The sequence below is a fragment of the Agromyces sp. Root81 genome (assembly GCF_001429165.1).
In the GTDB taxonomy this organism is placed as follows: domain Bacteria; phylum Actinomycetota; class Actinomycetes; order Actinomycetales; family Microbacteriaceae; genus Agromyces.
In genome coordinates this window covers 1,829,985-1,846,204 of record NZ_LMIR01000002.1, presented here as the reverse complement: position 1 = coordinate 1,846,204, position 16,220 = coordinate 1,829,985, and the positions used below count along the sequence as shown (strand labels likewise).

Below are 16,220 nucleotides of genomic sequence, written 5' to 3'. Positions count from 1 at the left end.
CTCGAACGCGTCCCCATCATCCAGCCAAGGAGGAACCCATGACCGACGCCGGTGACACGAAGTCCGCCGCCGCCCAGCTCATGCCCGAGGTGCTCGAACGCCTCGAGACGCTCGTGCGCATCCCGTCCGTCGCGTTCCCGGGGTTCGACCCCGAGCCCGTGCACCGCATGGGGGCGGCGGTCGTCGAACTCTTCGAAGCCGCCGGTGCATCGGGCGTGAAGCTGCTCGACGTGCCCGACGGCTACCCGTGCGTCTACGCGGATCTTCCCGGCCCAGAGGGGTCGCCGACCGTGCTGCTCTACGCCCACTACGACGTGCAGCCCGCGGCGGAGAGCCAAGGCTGGTCGACCGAGCCGTTCGAACCCGTGACGAAGGACGACGGCCGCATCTACGGTCGCGGAGCCGCCGACGACAAGTCGGGGCTCGTCATCCACTACGGCACCCTGAAGCTCCTCGGCCCCGACCGGCCGTGCCGCGTGAAGATCCTCGTCGAGGGCGAGGAGGAGACGATCTCGCACCTCGAGGCGTTCGTCGAGGCGAACCCCGAGCTCTTCGCCGCCGACGCCTACGTCATCGCCGACATCGGCCCGCAGCGCGTCGGCCGGCCCGGCCTCACGACCGCGCTGCGAGGGGATGTCGCGTGCACGGTCACCGTGCGGACCCTCGCCAACCCCGTGCACTCCGGCATGTTCGGCGGCGCGGCCCCAGACGCCATGACGGCGATGATCCGCATCCTCGACAGCCTCCACGACGAGCACGGCGACACCGTGATCCCCGGCGTCGACAGCGGGCAGTGGAGCGGCGCCGACATGGAGGAGGACGTCTACCGCGAGGGCTCGGCCATCCTGCCCGGCGTCGAGTTCCTCGGCACCGGGTCGCTCTCCGACCGCATCTGGGCGAAGCCGTCGGTGACGGTGCTCGGCATGGACCTGCCGAACACCACCGAGGCGTCCAACGTGCTGCTGCCCTCGGTCACCGCGAAGCTCTCGATGCGCATCGTGCCGGGTACCGACGCCGACGCGCAGCTCGACGCGCTCATGACGCACCTGCGCGCCCAGCGGCCGTGGAACTGCGAGGTCGAGGTCGAGAAGGTGAAGACGGGGCATCCGTTCGCCGTGGACTCCTCGCACCCGGCGATCGTCGCCGCCGAGGAGGCCCTCGAAGCCGCCTACGGCGCACCGGTCGAGTCGATCGGCAGCGGAGCGTCGATCCCGCTCGTGGCGTCGCTGCAGAAGGTGGCGCCTGGATCGGCGATCGTGCTCTGGGGCGCGGAGGATACCGCGCAGTCGCGCATCCATGCGTCCGACGAGTCGGTCGACCCGGGTGAGATCGAGCGGATGATCGCGGCACAGACCCTCTTCATCCGGGGTCTCGCAGCGGCCGAACAGGCCTGATCTTCATCCGGGGTCTCGCGGCGGACGTGACGGTGGGGCGGGAACCCTACCTCCCGCCCCACCGCGGTCTCCAAGGAGACCCTCCCGCCGAGCGACCCGAACTGAGCTCGGCGAGCTTGTCCCGGGCGGCCGATGGGTCGTCGGTCGCGCGACTCGCCGGTACAGGGCGAGTAGGTCGGTACGGGTCCGACTCGGGTCTGATCGAATCGTATCCGCCCGCATGGATCGTCGGTACTGCCCCGATTGGGGGGTGAGAACGCTTCCAACTCCGGAGTCGTGCGAACGACGGCGGGACCGCGCCCTGTCGATCAGGGCCAGTCGACGGATGCCTCGTACTCGTCGTGCCTGCGGAGGTAGGCGGCGATGAACGGGCACTCGGGCACGATGCGCTCGCCGCGCGACACGGCGTCGTCGAGCACGAACCGGGCCAGCTTGCTGCCGAGGCCCCGCCCCTCGAACTCGGGCAGCACGACGGTATGGGTGAAGACGATCGCGCCGTCCGTCAGCCGGTACTGCGCGAACCCCGCGTGCTCTCCGTCGAAGCGGAGATCGTAACGGTGACGGTCATCGTTGCGGACGATTTCGACGATGTCGGAGGCCATGGCGCGACTCTACTCGACCGCCCCGACCGCCTCGCCGTGATCGACGCAGACCTCGCCGTCGGCGCGGAGGCCCCTGCGGCGGCGCCACGGAGGACAGGCGCACGGTTCGCCGAGGAACCTCCTGACGGATGCGGCGGATGCGGCGGCGCCGATCCGGCGCAGTCGAACCCGGACAGGCGGCACCGACCGCGACCGTACCGTGGTCGATCCGAATAGAGGCGAGCGGTTCGGGCCGCACCCGACGCGATGCCGTCATCGGCCGGGCCAGGCAGCGACGGATGCCTCGCGGCGGCGCAGCGGCATCCGTTCCCGCATCGCGGTGCTCCTGCACGGTCGCGACGACGAGCGCGATCAGCCAGGCGAACACGAGCGTGAACGCCACGAGTTCGAACACGGTGAGGTTGAAGACCCCGAACTGGTCGTACGCCACCATCGCGATCGCCTCGACGGCGAGGGAGAGATACGAGAACCAGGCGAACCATCGCGGGATGCCCGGCGCGAAGAGCTGCACGCCGAGGCACAGCAGGGCGAACGCCGCGGCGGCTCCGACCGCGAAGGCGTTGTGCAGGTCGGTGTCGGTGTCGATCGGCACCAGGCCGACCCCCATGAGACTGATGCCGACCAGGGCGATGAGCACGTGCATCACGGTGCGCGCCCCGGGCCGCAGCCCGAACGGGCCATGGGCGAGCGAACGGGTCAGTAGCGCCGTGAGGCCCGCCATGCCGAACCCCGACACGATGATCGCGATGTTGAAGCACGCCGCGGCGAGGTCGTTCGAGGTGCCGAGGGTGCTGAAGTTGTGCGTCCACCAGTCGCCGGTGGGAGTGATGCTCATGCTCGCGAGGCTTCCGGCGGCGAGCAGCATGGCCACGAGATTGAAGGTGCGGTACGCCTCGTGCTCGATCGCGTGACGGTGCAGGCGGAACGTGCCGACACCGAACAGGACGCCGAGGAGGACGCCAGCCAGTCGGTGGCCGCCGGGAAGGACGTCGAACGCCGAGGAGGTGAAGTGGACGGCGAGCAATGCGATCGCGGCCCATGTCAGTCCGTTGGCGACCGCACGCGACTCGACGGGCAGCGCCGGGAGCCCGAGCTGTTCGAGACCGGCGATCCCGGCACTCGAGGCCGATGCCACGATGAGGCACGCGCCGACCACCGCGCCCCCGGCCAGCGCCGGGATCATCCAGAGCACGTCGATCCCGTGCGTGCCGCTCGTCGGCGAGTACCGCGGGTCGAGCGCGCGATACAGCACGATCGCGACGGCAACGGCGATCAGCGCGGCGTAAAGCCGCCGCATGTGCGAGGCCAGCCGTCGCGAGCGCAGCCCTCTGAGCCGAACGTGCCCCTCACGCTCGGCGGCGACGGTCTCCGCCGCACGTGTTCGCACGGCGATGTCCCGATTCAACGAAGCCGGGTCGACCCCGACGAACGCACCCCTCATATCCGAACTCTCGATCCCGGGAATCAGACGTGAGGCGAGCCTAACCGGGGAGGCGCAGCCGAGTCACCCCGCTGTCACGTCGCCCACGCCTATACCCAGCAGACTCTCAGCGAACTGCGGGTGTCCGCGAAGCTCGTGCACAATGACGCGAGCGGGCCCCAGCGGACCCTCGACCGCCGCTCGAAGCGCCGCACCGGAAAACAAGAACGGCCCGCTTTCGCGGGCCGTTCTGTTACTGTCTCAACCAGTGTGCGCCCGGAGGGATTCGAACCCCCAACCTTCTGATCCGTAGTCAGATGCTCTATCCGTTGAGCTACGGGCGCATGGCATGTCGCCTGCGCTTCCTTCGCGATCAGGCAACCACGTAACTCTAACGCACCCGCTCAGATCTCGCCAATCGAGCGTCGCCATCGGCGATGACTCGTCGCGGAGATCGTGCGCAGCCGGTCACGGACCCGCGTGCTCCGGCCGCATCGCGTCGAGCGCGGTGAGCTGCCGGCGGTTCGCGACCTGGCGGTACGAGGTCTCGATGAGCTCGGCGATGAGCGCCCAATCGGTCTCTGGCCGATCGAGGTCGACCCCGACCCAGTGGTCGCGGTCGTAGTACGGCGGCCCGAAGAAGCGGTCGTCCTGCACGAGCGCCAGGTGCTCGACGGGGTCGGTCTTCAGCACGATCGAGAGCGGGCGCTCCATCGAGGCGCTCACGTGCACGAAGATCGGCTTCGCCGCACGGAAGGTCGGCCGACCCCACGCCTCGACTTCGACGGCCTCGGGCAGCTCGAGGCACACGGCGCGCACGCGTTCGACGAGCGGATGCCACGGGTCCACGACTCGGGGGTGCTTCACGTCGCCCACGCTACGCCGCACCGCCGACACGGCGCGAGGCCGTGGCATCCGCTGCGGAACCGCAGCACGCGGCTGAGCGATCCCTCGAGTCAGTCGACCGCTTCCATCTGCGTGACGATGAACATGCGTTCGGCCGCGGTGAGACTGGTCGGCGCCGGAGCCCCCACAAGCGACTCGATCTCGGCGCACGTGAGCGGGTCGAGTTCGGCCTCGAGGTCGGCGAGCATACGGTGCTTCGCGTCGATCGAGAGCTGCGGCCACCAGCGCTCGATCTCGTGTTCCAGAGCGTGTTCGAGTCGATCGTTCATCGTGAGCCCCCTCTCGTTCAGCGTAGATCCACTCCGCCGCCGCCGGCGGGCCTTCTCGGACGAACGGTCCTCCACGAGACCGGTGGGCGAGGCATTCGCGGTCATCGTCTCGCGCCCCTGCGCAGGCTAGAGTGCGGGCATGGGCAAGTTCATCTACAACTCGTCACCGCGTGAGATCGAGATCGACGATCGCACCCTCGCCCACCTGCGCGTGGCGATCCTGAACAAGCTCCGCCGCTCCGAGAGCTTCGCGATGACCTGGGAGCACGGGGTCGAGAACGGCAGCGGCCGCACGACGATGTGGCTGCACGAATCAGTGCCGCTGCAGTTCGTCTTCAGCGGCAATCGGCCGCCGACGCTGAACCGGCTCTGGGTCGAGCAGATGCTGCTCTCCGCCAACAGCACCGCCGGACTGGTCTCCGTGCCCGAACCGACCGAGAACGAGCAGTTCGAGGGCGAGTAGCGGCTCAGGCCGGCTGCGTCTCGCTGCCGGCCTCGACCTCCTGCACGTCGACGCCGACCTGCACCGGCTGGTCGGGCATCGTCGGGATCGGATCGGTGTCGAGGTGCTCCGGCACGAGCCCGATGCCGCCCGTGCTGTTCGCCGACCGCATCAGGTCCTCGATCCACTGCCGGCTGAGCTCGGGCGCCTCCGGTTCGTCGAAGACGAAACGCAGCGGAATGCTGGGGTGCAGCCAGAGCGTGCTCCGGCCGCGCGGCTGGTCGTCGGCGTGCTGCCACGACAGCGTGAAGGACTCGCCCCGGCGGAGCTTCGTCGTGATGGCGACCTTCAGGTGGGCGAGTGCGCGGTCCTCGATGCCGATCGGGGTGCCGGAGTCGCCGTAGTACAGGGTTCCCACGGCCTCAGCATACGGCTCCGGCACGCGGAACGGGCGACCCGAAGGCCGCCCGTTCCGGTGAGGTGCTCCGCGGGTCAGACCGTCCGGTTCCCGCCGATGTAGCGAACGAGGAACACGATGACCGCGATGACCGCCAGCGCGATGCCGACCCAGATCAGGAAGTTCAGGGCGGGGACGATGCCACCGGTGATGAGCAGTACGACTGCGGCGATGGCGATGATGGCGACGAGGATGTTCATGATCTCTCCTTCAGGTGGTCCGCCCTCGTGGTCGACGAGTGCGGCGAGTGGTTCGGGCCCGACGGGCAGAACCTCGAAGCGGGGGTACGCCTCGTTCCTCGACGCTATTGAGCCGCGTGGGCCCGCGGCTAGGGGTTGACCGCCCTTCCGGCCCCGTGCTACCGGCAGCCGTCGATGCCGCTCGGTCGTCTGGTGCGGACGCCGGCGGCCCGCTTGTCAATCCCCTGCTGCACTCCGTCGCGTGCGCGTACTGTGGCCGGTGATCCGAGGAGGTCCCATGACCGACGACCGTCTGACCAACGATCTGCTCATCGACCCGACGACCAAGCACACGACCGACCCGTTCCCGAGACAGGAGCAGGTGCCGCCCGGCCTGACCGAGCGGATGTCCCCCCTTCCCGATCACGGCGAGCAGAGCTACCGGGGCAGTCGGCGACTCGAGGGCCGGCGCGCCCTCATCACCGGCGGAGACTCCGGCATCGGACGTGCCGTCGCGATCGCCTTCGCCCGCGAGGGCGCGAGCGTCGCCATCGCCTTCCTGCCGAGCGAGCAGGAGGACGCGGACGAGACCGCGAGGTGGATCTCGGACGCCGGGTCCGACCCGCTGCTGCTCTCAGGAGACCTGCGCGACGAGACCCATTGCCAGGAACTCGTCGCCCGCAGCCACGAGGCGTTCGGCGGGCTCGACCTGCTCGTGCTGAACGCCGCCCACCAGCGCGAGCGCGGTGGCATCTCGACGATTCCGACCGACGACTTCGAGACCGTGATGCGCGTGAACCTCTTCGCACCGGTCTTCCTCGCCCGCGCCGCGGTGCCGCTCATGGACGCGGGTTCGAGCATCATCACGACGACCTCGATCCAGGGCTTCGACACGTCGTCGGCGCTCGTCGACTACGCGATGACGAAGGCCGCGTTGGTGGCATTCACCAAGGCCCTCGCCGAGGAGCTCGGGCCGCGCGGGATCCGCGTCAACGCGGTCGCCCCCGGGCCGATCTGGACGCCGCTCATCCCGTCGACGGGATGGCCGGACACGCTGCCCGAGTTCGGGCACGACACACCACTCGGCCGGGCCGGACAGCCGGCCGAACTCGCCGGCGCCTACGTGTACCTCGCGTCCGATGAGGCGTCGTACGTCTCGGGCGCGATCCTGCCGGTCGCCGGCGGCCGGGGCCTCTGACCGCGCACGCTCGCGTGACCACCACGGCGCCCGCGCGCGAGCGGGTCAGGACTCGCGCACGACGTCGGCGGGAAACTTGTCGGGTCGGAGTCCCCGCCACCGCGGATGCCGCGCCACCCCGGTGCTCGTCCAGTCGCCGAGCTCGATCTCGCCGACGAGCTCGGGGCGCACCCACACCGCATCGCTCATGTCGGCAGCCGGCACCTGCACGAAGGGCGATTCGGTCTGCTCGAGCGGACGCAGCGTGCCGAGCAGCCGTTCGAGTTCGCGTTCGCCGAGCCCCGAGCCGACGCGCCCGGCGTACTCGAGCCCGCCATCGCCCGGGATTCCGACGAGGAGCGAGCGGATGCGCCCGGTGCGCGTGCCGACGCCGCGTCGGTAGCCGCCGATCACGACCTCCTGCGTGAGGGTGAGCTTGAGCTTCAGCCAATCGCTGCTGCGGGCGCCTGCTCGGTACCGGGAGTCGGGTCGCTTCGCGACGAGGCCCTCGAGCCCGAGACGGCGGCTCTCTTCGAGCGCCTCGGCGGGGTCGCCCGTGGCGGGCGCCGGCACCTCGACCGGCACGCCGCGCTTGACCCTGACGAGGCCGGCCAGACGCGCGCGGCGATCCCGGTACGGCTCGTCGACGACCGGCAGGCCGCCGACCTCGAGCACGTCGAAGAGCAGCAGGCGCACGGGCACGGATGCCGCGACGCGCTCGATCTCGCGCGGTCTCGTGAGATTCATCCGATGCTGCAGCCGCCCGAAGTCGGGTCGGCCGTCGGCGTCGAGTGCGACGATCTCGCCGTCGAGGAGCGCATCACCCCGCACGAGGGCCGGCAACCCGGCGAGCTCGGGGTAGCGGGCGGTGATGTCGACACCGTTTCGGCTGAGCAGTCGCACGCCGCCGGCGTCGACGCGGGCGAGCACCCGGATGCCGTCCCACTTCCACTCGAGCGCCCAGTCCTCCCCCGCCAGCATGCCGACCGTCGCCGCGGTCGCGAGCATCGGGCGCTGCGTGATCGGGCCGACCCCCGCCGCGGGTTGAAGCGCGCCCGACGCAGGAGGACGCGCCTCGAAATCCGCTTGCCCCGGCGTGGGCGTTTCGAGACGGCGCTGGCGCGCCTCCTCAACCCGCTGAGTGTCCGCATGCTGATCCTTCATGCGGTGCAGAAGCCACGAACTCTTCTCGCCGTGCCCGTCGGTGCGGATGAGCGCGAGCCGCACCGGCCCGCCGAGCGGTCCGCCCGGCTGCCCGTCGACGTCGACGATGATCTCGTCCTCGCGCCACTTCTCGGTCGCGTAGGTGCCCGAGTCCCAGATCGTCATGGCCCCTGCGCCGTACTCCCCCTTCGGGATCGTGCCCTCGAACGCGGCGTAGTCCATCGGGTGGTCCTCCGTCTGCACGGCGAGGTGGTTCGCGCCCGAGGTCTCCGGCACGCCCTTCGGCACGGCCCAGCTCTTCAGCACCCCGTCACGTTCGAGCCGCAGGTCGAAATGCAGGCGCCTGGCATGGTGCTCCTGGATCACGAATCGCGGCGCCCCCGCGCTCGCCTCACCCCATGCCGAGGCCGGCATCGGCTCTGGCGTGGCCGTGGCGCTCCGCATCGACAGGTATTGGGCGAGCGGTCCGCCGTGGGATCGTTCGGTGATCGCGCGCATCGGATCGCCCGACGTCGCGACCCGTTCGAGCACCTCGGACGCCTCGAGCTGGCGGAGCCCGGCGTCGTCGAGCTCCTCCCAAGTGCGCGGCGCGGCGACGGTCGGCCGCGGCCGGCCGCGCAGCGAGTACGGCGCGATCGTCGTCTTCTTGCCGTTGTTCTGGCTCCAGTCGATGAGCACCCGCCCCGTGCGCAGCGTCTTGCGCATGCTCGACACGACGAGGTCGGAGTGATCGGCCTCGAGGGCCCTGGCCAGCTCGTGCGCGACCGCAGAGACCTGCTCGGAACTCTGCGAGCCGTCGAGCGCCGCGTAGAGGTGGATGCCCTTGCTGCCGCTCGTCACGGGCACCGCCTCCAGGCCCATGCCCGCGATGAGGTCGCGCACGAGCCGGGCGACCTCCGCGCACTCGACGAGCCCCGTGCCCTCGCCCGGGTCGAGGTCGAAGACCATGCGGTCGGGGTTCGCCGGCTCCCCGCGGGCGTCGAAGCGCCACTGCGGCACGTGCAGTTCGAGGGCGGCCTGCTGCGCGAGCCAGACGAGCGTCGCGCGGTCACCGACGATCGGATACCCCTTGTCGCCGTCGGAGTGGTGCTGGATGCCGCGGCGCACCCACTCGGGAGCGTGCTCGGCGAGGTTCTTCTCGAAGAACGGCTGCTCAGGGGCATCCGCTGTGCCGACGCCATGAACCCACCGTTTGCGCGTCACCGGCCGCCCGGCGACCACCGGCACCATGACGGCGGCGATCTCCGCGTAGTAGGAGATCACCTCGCCCTTCGTCATGCCCGTCTCGGGATACATGACCTTGTCGAGGTTCGTCAGCCGCAGGCGGCGGCCGTCGACCTCGACGAGTCGGCGCGCGCCGTCGGCCATGCCAACCATCATGCCGGTGCACGGCCCCGATCACGAGGTCGGCGCGAGGGGTATCGCGCATGCGTGCCGCTGGTGTGTACTGGAGGCATGCGAGCCGTCTGGAAGGGGGCGGTCACATTCGGCCTCGTGAATGTGCCCGTCAAGCTGTACAGCGCCACCGAAGACCACGACGTGTCACTGCACCAGGTGCACGACGAGGACGGCGGGCGCATCAGGTACCAGCGCAAGTGCGAGGTGTGCGGCAAGGTCGTCGACTACAAGAACATCGACAAGGCCTACGACGACGGCGAGCAGACCGTCGTCATCACCGACGACGACCTGAAGGCGCTGCCCGCCGAGCGCAGTCGCGAGATCGAGGTCGTTGAGTTCGTGCCGAACGATCAGATCGACCCGATCATGTTCGACCGCAGCTACTACCTCGAGCCGGATTCGGCGTCGTCGAAGGCCTACGTGCTGCTGCGCGAGACCCTCGAGTCCACCGACCGCACCGCGATCGTGCAGATGGCGCTGCGACAGAAGACGCGGCTCGCCGCGCTTCGCGTGCACGGCGACGTGCTCATGGTGCAGACGCTGCTCTGGAGCGACGAGGTGCGCGCAGCGGACTTCGCCTCGCTCTCCGAGCCGGTGAAGATCTCGGCGAAGGAGCTCGACCTCTCGAAGCAGCTCGTCGAGAGCCTCGTCTCCGATTTCGACCCCGAGCAGTACGTCGACGAGTACCAGCAGGAGCTGCGCACCCTCATCGCGGCCAAGCTCGAGCAGGGCGAGGGGATCGACACCGCCGCGACGTTCGGCGAGGAGCCAGAGGAGGAGGCCGGCGGCGAGGTCATCGACCTCATGGAGGCGCTGCGCCAGTCGATCGCCGCGAAGCGGGAGTCGGGCGCGGGTTCCGGTGCGGCGAAGAGCCGCAGTGGCGGGACGAAGGCGAAGAAGGCGCCGACAGCGTCCGCGGAGAAGGAGACGAAGAAGACGGCGAGCACGCGAAAGCGCGCGGCCTCCGAATGAACGGATGCCGCGCGCTCGTCACCTGCGTGATCGTCGGGAGTGCCGCGCCGATCTCGCGCGCGACCCCCTCGACGACGCTCGCTACTTCGCAGTGCAGACCTCGGTGATCGACACTGCCGCCGCCTGGATGCCCTCGACCTGAGCCGCCTGGGCCTCGGCGTCGATCTCGGTGCCGGCCTCGATCTCGGCTGCGGTGGGCAGCGTCGCCGCCCAGTCGCTCGCCGCGTCGATCTTCTCGTCGAGGGCGTCGAGCGCCTCGGCGAGGGCAGTGTCGTCGGCCGCCTGCTCGTCGAGCGCGTCGGCACGCTCGGAGAGCGCGTCGAGGGAGGCCTGGAGTTCTGCCGGGTCGGAGACCGCGAGGATCGCGTTCTGCGCGCCGTTCGAGATGTCGCGCACCGCGACGCGGACGACCTCGCACGAGTCGGCCGAGGCCTCAGCGCCCGAGTCGGCGGTGCCGCTGCCGGTGGCGCAGCCCGAGAGAAGCAGGGCGCCCGCGAAGACGAGCGCAGTGGACGTGATGATTTTCTGCATATGAAATGCCCCCTGATCGTGTGACCAGAAGAGTCTAGCGGCGCCCTCCGACACGCGTACAAGCGCGGGCGCCCCGGTGATTCGAGCTGAGATCTCGCCCGAATCACCGGGGCCGTCGGCGACGGAACCGACTCACATCGCGTTGATCGCCACCTCGAGCAGATCGAGCGTCGATCCCTGCGAGCCGTCCGCGAATGAGACCCGGACGTACTGCGCGGTTCCCGACAGCGGATAGTTGTCGTCGGACCCGAAGTAGACCCCGCCGCTCGGACCGTTCACGGCTCCAGCGTCCTGCCAGGTCTCACCGTCGGTGCTGGTCTGGATCTGGATCGTGGCCGGCGTGTTGATGTAGCGCTGGCCCGCCGAGTTGAAGGTCAGGTCGATGCTCGACAGAGCGCTCGGCTTCGCGAGTTCGAATTGCACCCACGACGACGCGTCTCCGGCCACCGACCACCCGGACCCGCTGAGGTGGTCCGCGTCGATCTCGATCCCGTCGATCAACTTCTCCGTCGACGCGGAACCATCGCTGGCCGTGATCTTCGCCGACCCGGCGACATTGCTCGTCGGCAGCAGGTCGAAGAACACGCGGTTGCTCGTGATCGTCGTCCCGTCCAGCACGACGTCCGCCCAGATGACACCACGCTTCGTCTCGGTGACCTCCGGGGTGGAGACCGTGCCGTCGGCGAAGGTGAACGTGTCCAGCTCGGTGATCGCGATCGGCGCCGTCTTGGTGCCGCCGTCGAGGTCGACCTCACCGGCGTGCCAGGTGATGTCGGCCGCGTCCAGCCGCACGGACCGGCCGTTCGCCGAGCGCCCCTCGAGGGCATACGACAGTTCCGCGTTGTGCGCGAAGGCGCCGAAGGTCTCCTTGCCGTCGATCCGCAACACTGCCCCGGTCAGGTCCTCGCCGATGAAGGCGACGCCGTTGACGACCGTGACCTCGACCTCTGTGCGCTTGGTGACGCCATCGGCCTTTCCGGTCACGGTGACCGTGGCCGAGCCGTCTCCACGGGGCACCAGCAGTCCGTCCTTGCCGACGGTGACCACCTTCTTGCTCGACACGTGGTACTTGACCTTGTCCAGCTCGGCGGGCAGGGACGGGTAGGTCATGTATCCGCCGGCGACGAGCTGCAACCGGCCGTCGTCGCGGGCCTCCGCGTCGACGGTGACGTCGGTCAGCTCGTACTCGCGGGCCGTGTCATCCGTCTCGATCTTGATGATCGTGTCGATCGGGTCCTCGGCGACATCGGATAGATCGAGCGACAGCTGATCGCCGTCCTGGCTGAAGGACTGGATCGGCTGATCCCCGTTGAGCAGGGTGACGGCGGTGACGGTGTGGTTCATCGCCCCGATCGTCAGCTGACGGTTCTCGATCGCGCCGAATCCCTGCTTGCCGTCCGGACCGTTCACGATGTGCAGGTAGACGTTGTTGTCACGACTGGTCGCATAGCCCCACTGCGGCCCGGTCGTGGCGTCAGGGTGAGCGAACTCGTCGTAGTTGCCGATCCCGTCGTCGTCGTAGCCGTAGCCCGGCAGGAAGAACGGCACCGTGCCGGTGATCGACTCGTGCAGGTTCACGCCTGGAGCCGGTTCCCACCAGTCGACCATGGCATCGCGCACGTCGATGAACTCCTGCACGCCCTTCGGGTAGCGCGTCGCCATCTCGGTGGGCGAATGCCAGTTCGGGCCGCGGCTGTCGATCACGGTCTGGTCGTTGTTGTCGACGTAGCCGCGCCCGGCGTTCATGACCGTCTCCTGAACCACCATCCGGAAGTCGTCGCGCTGTCCGTAGTAGGGCGACACCTGATTCTTGGTCCGGATCATCTTCCACGGTTCCATCGGCGACCGCTTGGCCAAGTGGTCGGGGCCGGTGTTGGAGAACAGGCCCGATGCCTCATCGGTGCGGGCGTCGGGGTCTCCGAACTCCTCCCCCCAGGCGTTGGAGTTGATGATCACGTCTGCTCCGTGGTTGCGCACCGCGCTGTACATCACGTCGTAGTTCGCGCCGCGCATGGCCTGCGGACCATCGAAGTAGAGATACGACGGGTCGTAGCGGTTCAGCAGATCCTCGACGTTCTGCACGAACACGTCGGTCGAGTAGTGCTGCAGGCCGCCGCCCTCTGTCGCGTAGTAGATCCCGAGATCCATGCCGTACCGATGAACGGCGTCGGCGAAGGGCATCAGTCCGTCGACGACGTGGCCGTCGGCATCCTTCGGCATGTACTGATTGCGATCATGCGCCGGGTCGGCGAACTTCGACGGCCAGTGGTAGTTCTGCTGCAGCGCTTCGAGCGTCACCAACGAGTGGCCCTGCCCCTTCGCGCGCTCGGCCCACTGGTCGACCGAGTAGTTCGGGTCGATGAAGTAGCTGTAGATCGGAGTGGCGTGCGTGAGCGCGCTGACGCGCCCCTCCTCGAACTTGCGGTTGGGTCGATCCTTGACCGTGAGCGTGAACTCCTTCTTCGCGGTCGCGCCGGTGCCGTCGGTCACTTCGAGGGTGAACGCGTAGTCGCCGATGCGGGCGTTGGGGCTGATGATCCCCTTCGGGTTGGCGAGATCCACCGTGCCGTCGACGAGGCCGTCGGCGATCGTGCCGTCGGCGTTCAGCTCGAGGCCGGCCGGGAGCTCCCCGTCGATGAGCTTCCACGTGTACCCCGGCGTGCCGCCGCTGGCAGTGAACTGGAAGGGCGACGCGGTGACGCCGTACGCGTTCGCGGTGACGGACTTGTTCCACACGTAGGGCCAGTCCACGTAGCCGGTCGGCAGCGCTCCCTTCGGCAGGGAGTCCTCGCCGGCGCTGGGGCTCTCGAGGGGCTGCGTGTCGATCTGCAGCTCCTTCGAGGGACCGCTCACCGAGCTGACGATGCCGTCGATCCGGTTGCCGCTCTCATCGCTGATCCGACCGTAGAAGCCGAGGTAGGCGACGTTCTGGTCCTTGGCGATCGGAACGCCATCGGCGTTGACGTCCTCGGTGTAGGTGTGCTCGATCTGCAGCAGCACCTTGTTCCATCCCGCCTGCAGTTCGACCTCCTGCTTGGTCAGGTCCTTCTGCACCTCGACGGGCGTGCTCGGCGAAGTCATGCAGTGGTCGTTCACATAGAGCCGGTACGAACCGCTGGCCCCGACGTTCACGAACGCCGTGCGCGCTTCGGGGCTGTACACGTAGGTGTGCGCGTAGACGAACTTGTTCCGCGTGTCTTCGCCCTTCTTGACGGAGTAGTAGCCGTAGAGGTCCTGGTAGTCGTCGTAGTTGCGGTTGTACAGCCGGTCGTCGAAGTACTCCCACGTGGTCGACGCCGCTTCCGTGCCGAGCGTGCCGCCGAGCTCCGGGGTGATCGGTTCCTCGCCTTCGGCCGGCCGCGCCCGCTCGTAGACCTCGATCTCGGACAGCCCGGTGATCCCCGGGTACGGGCTGAGATCCGGGTCGATCGTGACGGTCAGCGACACGACATCCCGAAGCGTCTCCGCGTGCGTGTAGACGGTCGGAGAGGTCGGGGCGTTCGAGGTGCTGGCGACGTTCGGCGAATCGACGACCGTGCCGTCCTCGAACGTGAACGCGAGCCGGTACGACTGGTTCACGTGGCGGCCGTCGCCCCACTGCGCCAAGCGGACCTCGTTGAGCGCGATCGGCGATTCCCAGGTGAGGGTGACGGTCGGAGCGGAGGCGCTCTCCCCCACCCACTGCTTGCGGACGTCGCCGTCGATGAGCTGTGCCGGCGGGTTCGCGGCGAGGGCCGTCGAGGCCGTCGCCGTCGCCGACGACGCCAGGTTGACGACTTCGGGCACCTCGCAGCCGTAGATCTCGTCGGCGACGGCGGTGTCGACCGGACCGGACACGAGCCATGAGTTGATGAATGGTGCATTCCCGCCGACCTGCTGGGCCTGGGCGGGACCGGTGATCGCACCGATCGCCATCGCGGTGGTCACCAGCGCGGAGGCGCTGAGGATCGCGATCGGTTTCGTTCGCCTGTCTTTCATGAGTACTCCTCTGGATGATCGGTTCTTCGATGAAACGAGATCGGGAAGCGGCTCCCGCGATGGGAGCACGGAGGTACTGCGTCTGGAGGTGGAGGCGTCGAGGTGCGGTCGGATCAGCGGTCCGCCGCAGCGGTGGCCATCGGGATGGTGCCGTGCGAACCCGGTTGGCCGTCGTCGAAGTAGCGGATGAGATCCGGCGCGAGGGCGGGAATCGTGCGAGCCCCCTGGTCGCTGCGCATGGATTCAGCGGCGAGCGCCCCGACCGCCACGGCCTGCCGTGCGGCGATCGGGGAGGTCTCGGTGACCCCTCCCTCTCGGACGAAACGCAGGAACTCGCCCAGCAGCACGGGGTCGGCGCCGCCGTGGGATCCGGACGCCTCGGGGATCTCGATCACTTCATCCGGTTGCGCGAAGCCCGAATGCCGTCGCGTCCACACATTCACGACGCCGTCCGAGTCGTCTCCGACGTTCTCCAGTCGGCCTTCCGTGCCGATCACGGTGTAGTTGCGCCAGTAGTCCGGCGTGTAGTGGCACTGCTGGTAGCTCGCGAACACGCCGTTGTCGAGTCGCATCGTGATCATCGACAGGTCTTCGACGTCCGCGAGCGGATTGATTCCCGTCTGAGCTGTCGGCGGCCAGTTGTCGGTGCTGATCCAGTCGGTCATCATCTGGCCGCCACGAGCGCCCTGCTGGCCGGGTTCGCCGTAGACCGTGAGACCGCCCATCCCCGAGACGCGCTGCGAGTACCCGCCGGCGAGCCAGTGGATCACGTCGATGTCGTGGGCCCCCTTCTGCAGCAGCAGCGAGTTCACGTGCGACCGCTCGGCGTGCCAGTCCTTGAAGTAGTAGTCCCCGCCGTGTCCGACGAAATGGCGGCACCAGATCGCTTTCACCTCGCCGATGCGGCCCGACTGGATGATGTCGCGCATCAACCGCACGACGGGCATGTGCCGCATGTTGTGGCCGAGGTACAGCCGCGCACCCGTGGCCCGGGCGAGTTCCAGCATGCGATCGGCGTCCTCGATGGAGATCGCGATTGGCTTCTCGCAGAACACGGCGACCCCTGCGGCGAGACACCGGCAGACGATGTCGGCGTGCGTGTCGTCGGGCGAGAGCACGAACACGGCCTCGACACCGGCCTCGAGCAGTTCGTCGAGGGAGCCGGTGACCTGCGCCTCCGGGAACTGCTCGCGAGCGCGAGCACGAGCACGCTCGGAGGGGTCGCAGATGACCCTGATCTCGACATCCACCCGATCTGCGAGTTCCTCGGTGAGGAGCGCGCGCACTCCGAATCCGACGATGCCGACCGGCATCCGTGTGTTGCCCATTCG

The 16,220-nt window shown here is 68.8% G+C and carries 14 protein-coding genes and 1 tRNA gene; 4 read left to right on the top strand and 11 right to left on the bottom strand.

The genetic code is table 11. The features are described from left to right. The first annotated feature begins 38 nt into the window (after positions 1–38). Positions 39–1,394, top strand: a complete 1,356-nt coding sequence (locus ASE14_RS13770) for a M20/M25/M40 family metallo-hydrolase (RefSeq protein WP_056655488.1) — start codon at positions 39–41, stop codon at positions 1,392–1,394. 308 nt (positions 1,395–1,702) lie between these two features. Here the strand turns inward: ASE14_RS13770 and ASE14_RS13765 are convergent, their stop codons facing one another. The 5 genes from ASE14_RS13765 to ASE14_RS13745 form a co-directional block, all read right to left on the bottom strand. Beyond that, positions 1,703–1,996, bottom strand: coding sequence for a GNAT family N-acetyltransferase (locus ASE14_RS13765; RefSeq protein WP_056655485.1), 294 nt, complete (start codon positions 1,994–1,996; stop codon positions 1,703–1,705). Continuing rightward, complete coding sequence (locus ASE14_RS13760; RefSeq protein WP_056655482.1) at positions 1,959–3,437, bottom strand: DUF998 domain-containing protein; 1,479 nt, start codon at positions 3,435–3,437, stop codon at positions 1,959–1,961. The genes ASE14_RS13765 and ASE14_RS13760 overlap by 38 nt, the downstream gene beginning before the upstream one ends. Positions 3,438–3,687: 250 nt before the next feature. Continuing rightward, a tRNA-Arg gene (locus tag ASE14_RS13755) sits at positions 3,688–3,760 on the bottom strand. Between the two features lie 124 nt (positions 3,761–3,884). Beyond that, positions 3,885–4,283 (bottom strand): MmcQ/YjbR family DNA-binding protein, encoded by a 399-nt coding sequence (locus ASE14_RS13750; RefSeq protein WP_162257742.1) that lies wholly within the window; start codon positions 4,281–4,283, stop codon positions 3,885–3,887. An 89-nt stretch (positions 4,284–4,372) separates the two neighbouring features. Further along, entirely contained in the window at positions 4,373–4,591 is a 219-nt protein-coding gene (locus ASE14_RS13745; protein ID WP_056655478.1) for a hypothetical protein, read from the bottom strand. A gap of 139 nt (positions 4,592–4,730) precedes the next feature. Between ASE14_RS13745 and ASE14_RS13740 the strand changes: the two genes are divergently transcribed. Continuing rightward, positions 4,731–5,054, top strand: a complete 324-nt coding sequence (locus ASE14_RS13740) for a hypothetical protein (RefSeq protein WP_056655475.1) — start codon at positions 4,731–4,733, stop codon at positions 5,052–5,054. 4 nt (positions 5,055–5,058) lie between these two features. Here ASE14_RS13740 and ASE14_RS13735 read toward each other — a convergent pair whose 3' ends face one another. Both ASE14_RS13735 and ASE14_RS21010 read right to left on the bottom strand, forming a co-directional pair. Further along, positions 5,059–5,451 (bottom strand): hypothetical protein, encoded by a 393-nt coding sequence (locus ASE14_RS13735; protein ID WP_235511383.1) that lies wholly within the window; start codon positions 5,449–5,451, stop codon positions 5,059–5,061. Positions 5,452–5,525: 74 nt separating this feature from the next. Next, positions 5,526–5,690, bottom strand: a complete 165-nt coding sequence (locus ASE14_RS21010; protein ID WP_200953330.1) for a hypothetical protein — start codon at positions 5,688–5,690, stop codon at positions 5,526–5,528. A 277-nt stretch (positions 5,691–5,967) separates the two neighbouring features. Here ASE14_RS21010 and ASE14_RS13730 point away from each other — a divergent pair, with 277 nt between their 5' ends. Next, entirely contained in the window at positions 5,968–6,867 is a 900-nt protein-coding gene (locus ASE14_RS13730) for an SDR family oxidoreductase (protein WP_056655472.1), read from the top strand. 45 nt (positions 6,868–6,912) lie between these two features. Here the strand turns inward: ASE14_RS13730 and ASE14_RS13725 are convergent, their stop codons facing one another. Next, the gene (locus ASE14_RS13725) at positions 6,913–9,378 is read right to left on the bottom strand and encodes an ATP-dependent DNA ligase (RefSeq protein ID WP_056655471.1); all 2,466 of its coding nucleotides are present in this window, start codon (positions 9,376–9,378) and stop codon (positions 6,913–6,915) included. Between the two features lie 87 nt (positions 9,379–9,465). Here ASE14_RS13725 and ASE14_RS13720 point away from each other — a divergent pair, with 87 nt between their 5' ends. Further along, entirely contained in the window at positions 9,466–10,380 is a 915-nt protein-coding gene (locus ASE14_RS13720) for a Ku protein (RefSeq protein ID WP_056655468.1), read from the top strand. Positions 10,381–10,461: 81 nt separating this feature from the next. Here the strand turns inward: ASE14_RS13720 and ASE14_RS13715 are convergent, their stop codons facing one another. From ASE14_RS13715 to ASE14_RS13705, 3 genes are all read right to left on the bottom strand, one after another. Then, a complete protein-coding gene (locus ASE14_RS13715) occupies positions 10,462–10,911 on the bottom strand; it encodes a hypothetical protein (RefSeq protein WP_056655465.1) in 450 nt (149 codons plus the stop codon). Positions 10,912–11,043: 132 nt separating this feature from the next. Continuing rightward, positions 11,044–14,889 (bottom strand): discoidin domain-containing protein, encoded by a 3,846-nt coding sequence (locus tag ASE14_RS13710; protein ID WP_056655462.1) that lies wholly within the window; start codon positions 14,887–14,889, stop codon positions 11,044–11,046. 113 nt (positions 14,890–15,002) lie between these two features. After that, positions 15,003–16,217 (bottom strand): Gfo/Idh/MocA family protein, encoded by a 1,215-nt coding sequence (locus tag ASE14_RS13705; protein WP_056655460.1) that lies wholly within the window; start codon positions 16,215–16,217, stop codon positions 15,003–15,005. Positions 16,218–16,220: the final 3 nt, after the last annotated feature.

Excerpts from the sequence above, each read along its gene's own strand:
- ASE14_RS13715 (WP_056655465.1), bottom strand. The coding sequence starts at position 10,911 with ATGCAGAAAATCATCACGTCCACTGCGCTCGTCTTCGCGGGCGCCCTG.
- ASE14_RS13745 (WP_056655478.1), bottom strand. The coding sequence starts at position 4,591 with ATGAACGATCGACTCGAACACGCTCTGGAACACGAGATCGAGCGCTGG.
- ASE14_RS13740 (WP_056655475.1), top strand. The coding sequence starts at position 4,731 with ATGGGCAAGTTCATCTACAACTCGTCACCGCGTGAGATCGAGATCGAC.
- ASE14_RS13765 (WP_056655485.1), bottom strand. The coding sequence starts at position 1,996 with ATGGCCTCCGACATCGTCGAAATCGTCCGCAACGATGACCGTCACCGT.
- ASE14_RS13720 (WP_056655468.1), top strand. The coding sequence starts at position 9,466 with ATGCGAGCCGTCTGGAAGGGGGCGGTCACATTCGGCCTCGTGAATGTG.
- ASE14_RS13710 (WP_056655462.1), bottom strand. The coding sequence starts at position 14,889 with ATGAAAGACAGGCGAACGAAACCGATCGCGATCCTCAGCGCCTCCGCG.
- ASE14_RS13760 (WP_056655482.1), bottom strand. The coding sequence starts at position 3,437 with ATGAGGGGTGCGTTCGTCGGGGTCGACCCGGCTTCGTTGAATCGGGAC.
- ASE14_RS13770 (WP_056655488.1), top strand. The coding sequence starts at position 39 with ATGACCGACGCCGGTGACACGAAGTCCGCCGCCGCCCAGCTCATGCCC.
- ASE14_RS13725 (WP_056655471.1), bottom strand. The coding sequence starts at position 9,378 with ATGGCCGACGGCGCGCGCCGACTCGTCGAGGTCGACGGCCGCCGCCTG.
- ASE14_RS13730 (WP_056655472.1), top strand. The coding sequence starts at position 5,968 with ATGACCGACGACCGTCTGACCAACGATCTGCTCATCGACCCGACGACC.
- ASE14_RS13705 (WP_056655460.1), bottom strand. The coding sequence starts at position 16,217 with ATGGGCAACACACGGATGCCGGTCGGCATCGTCGGATTCGGAGTGCGC.
- ASE14_RS21010 (WP_200953330.1), bottom strand. The coding sequence starts at position 5,690 with ATGAACATCCTCGTCGCCATCATCGCCATCGCCGCAGTCGTACTGCTC.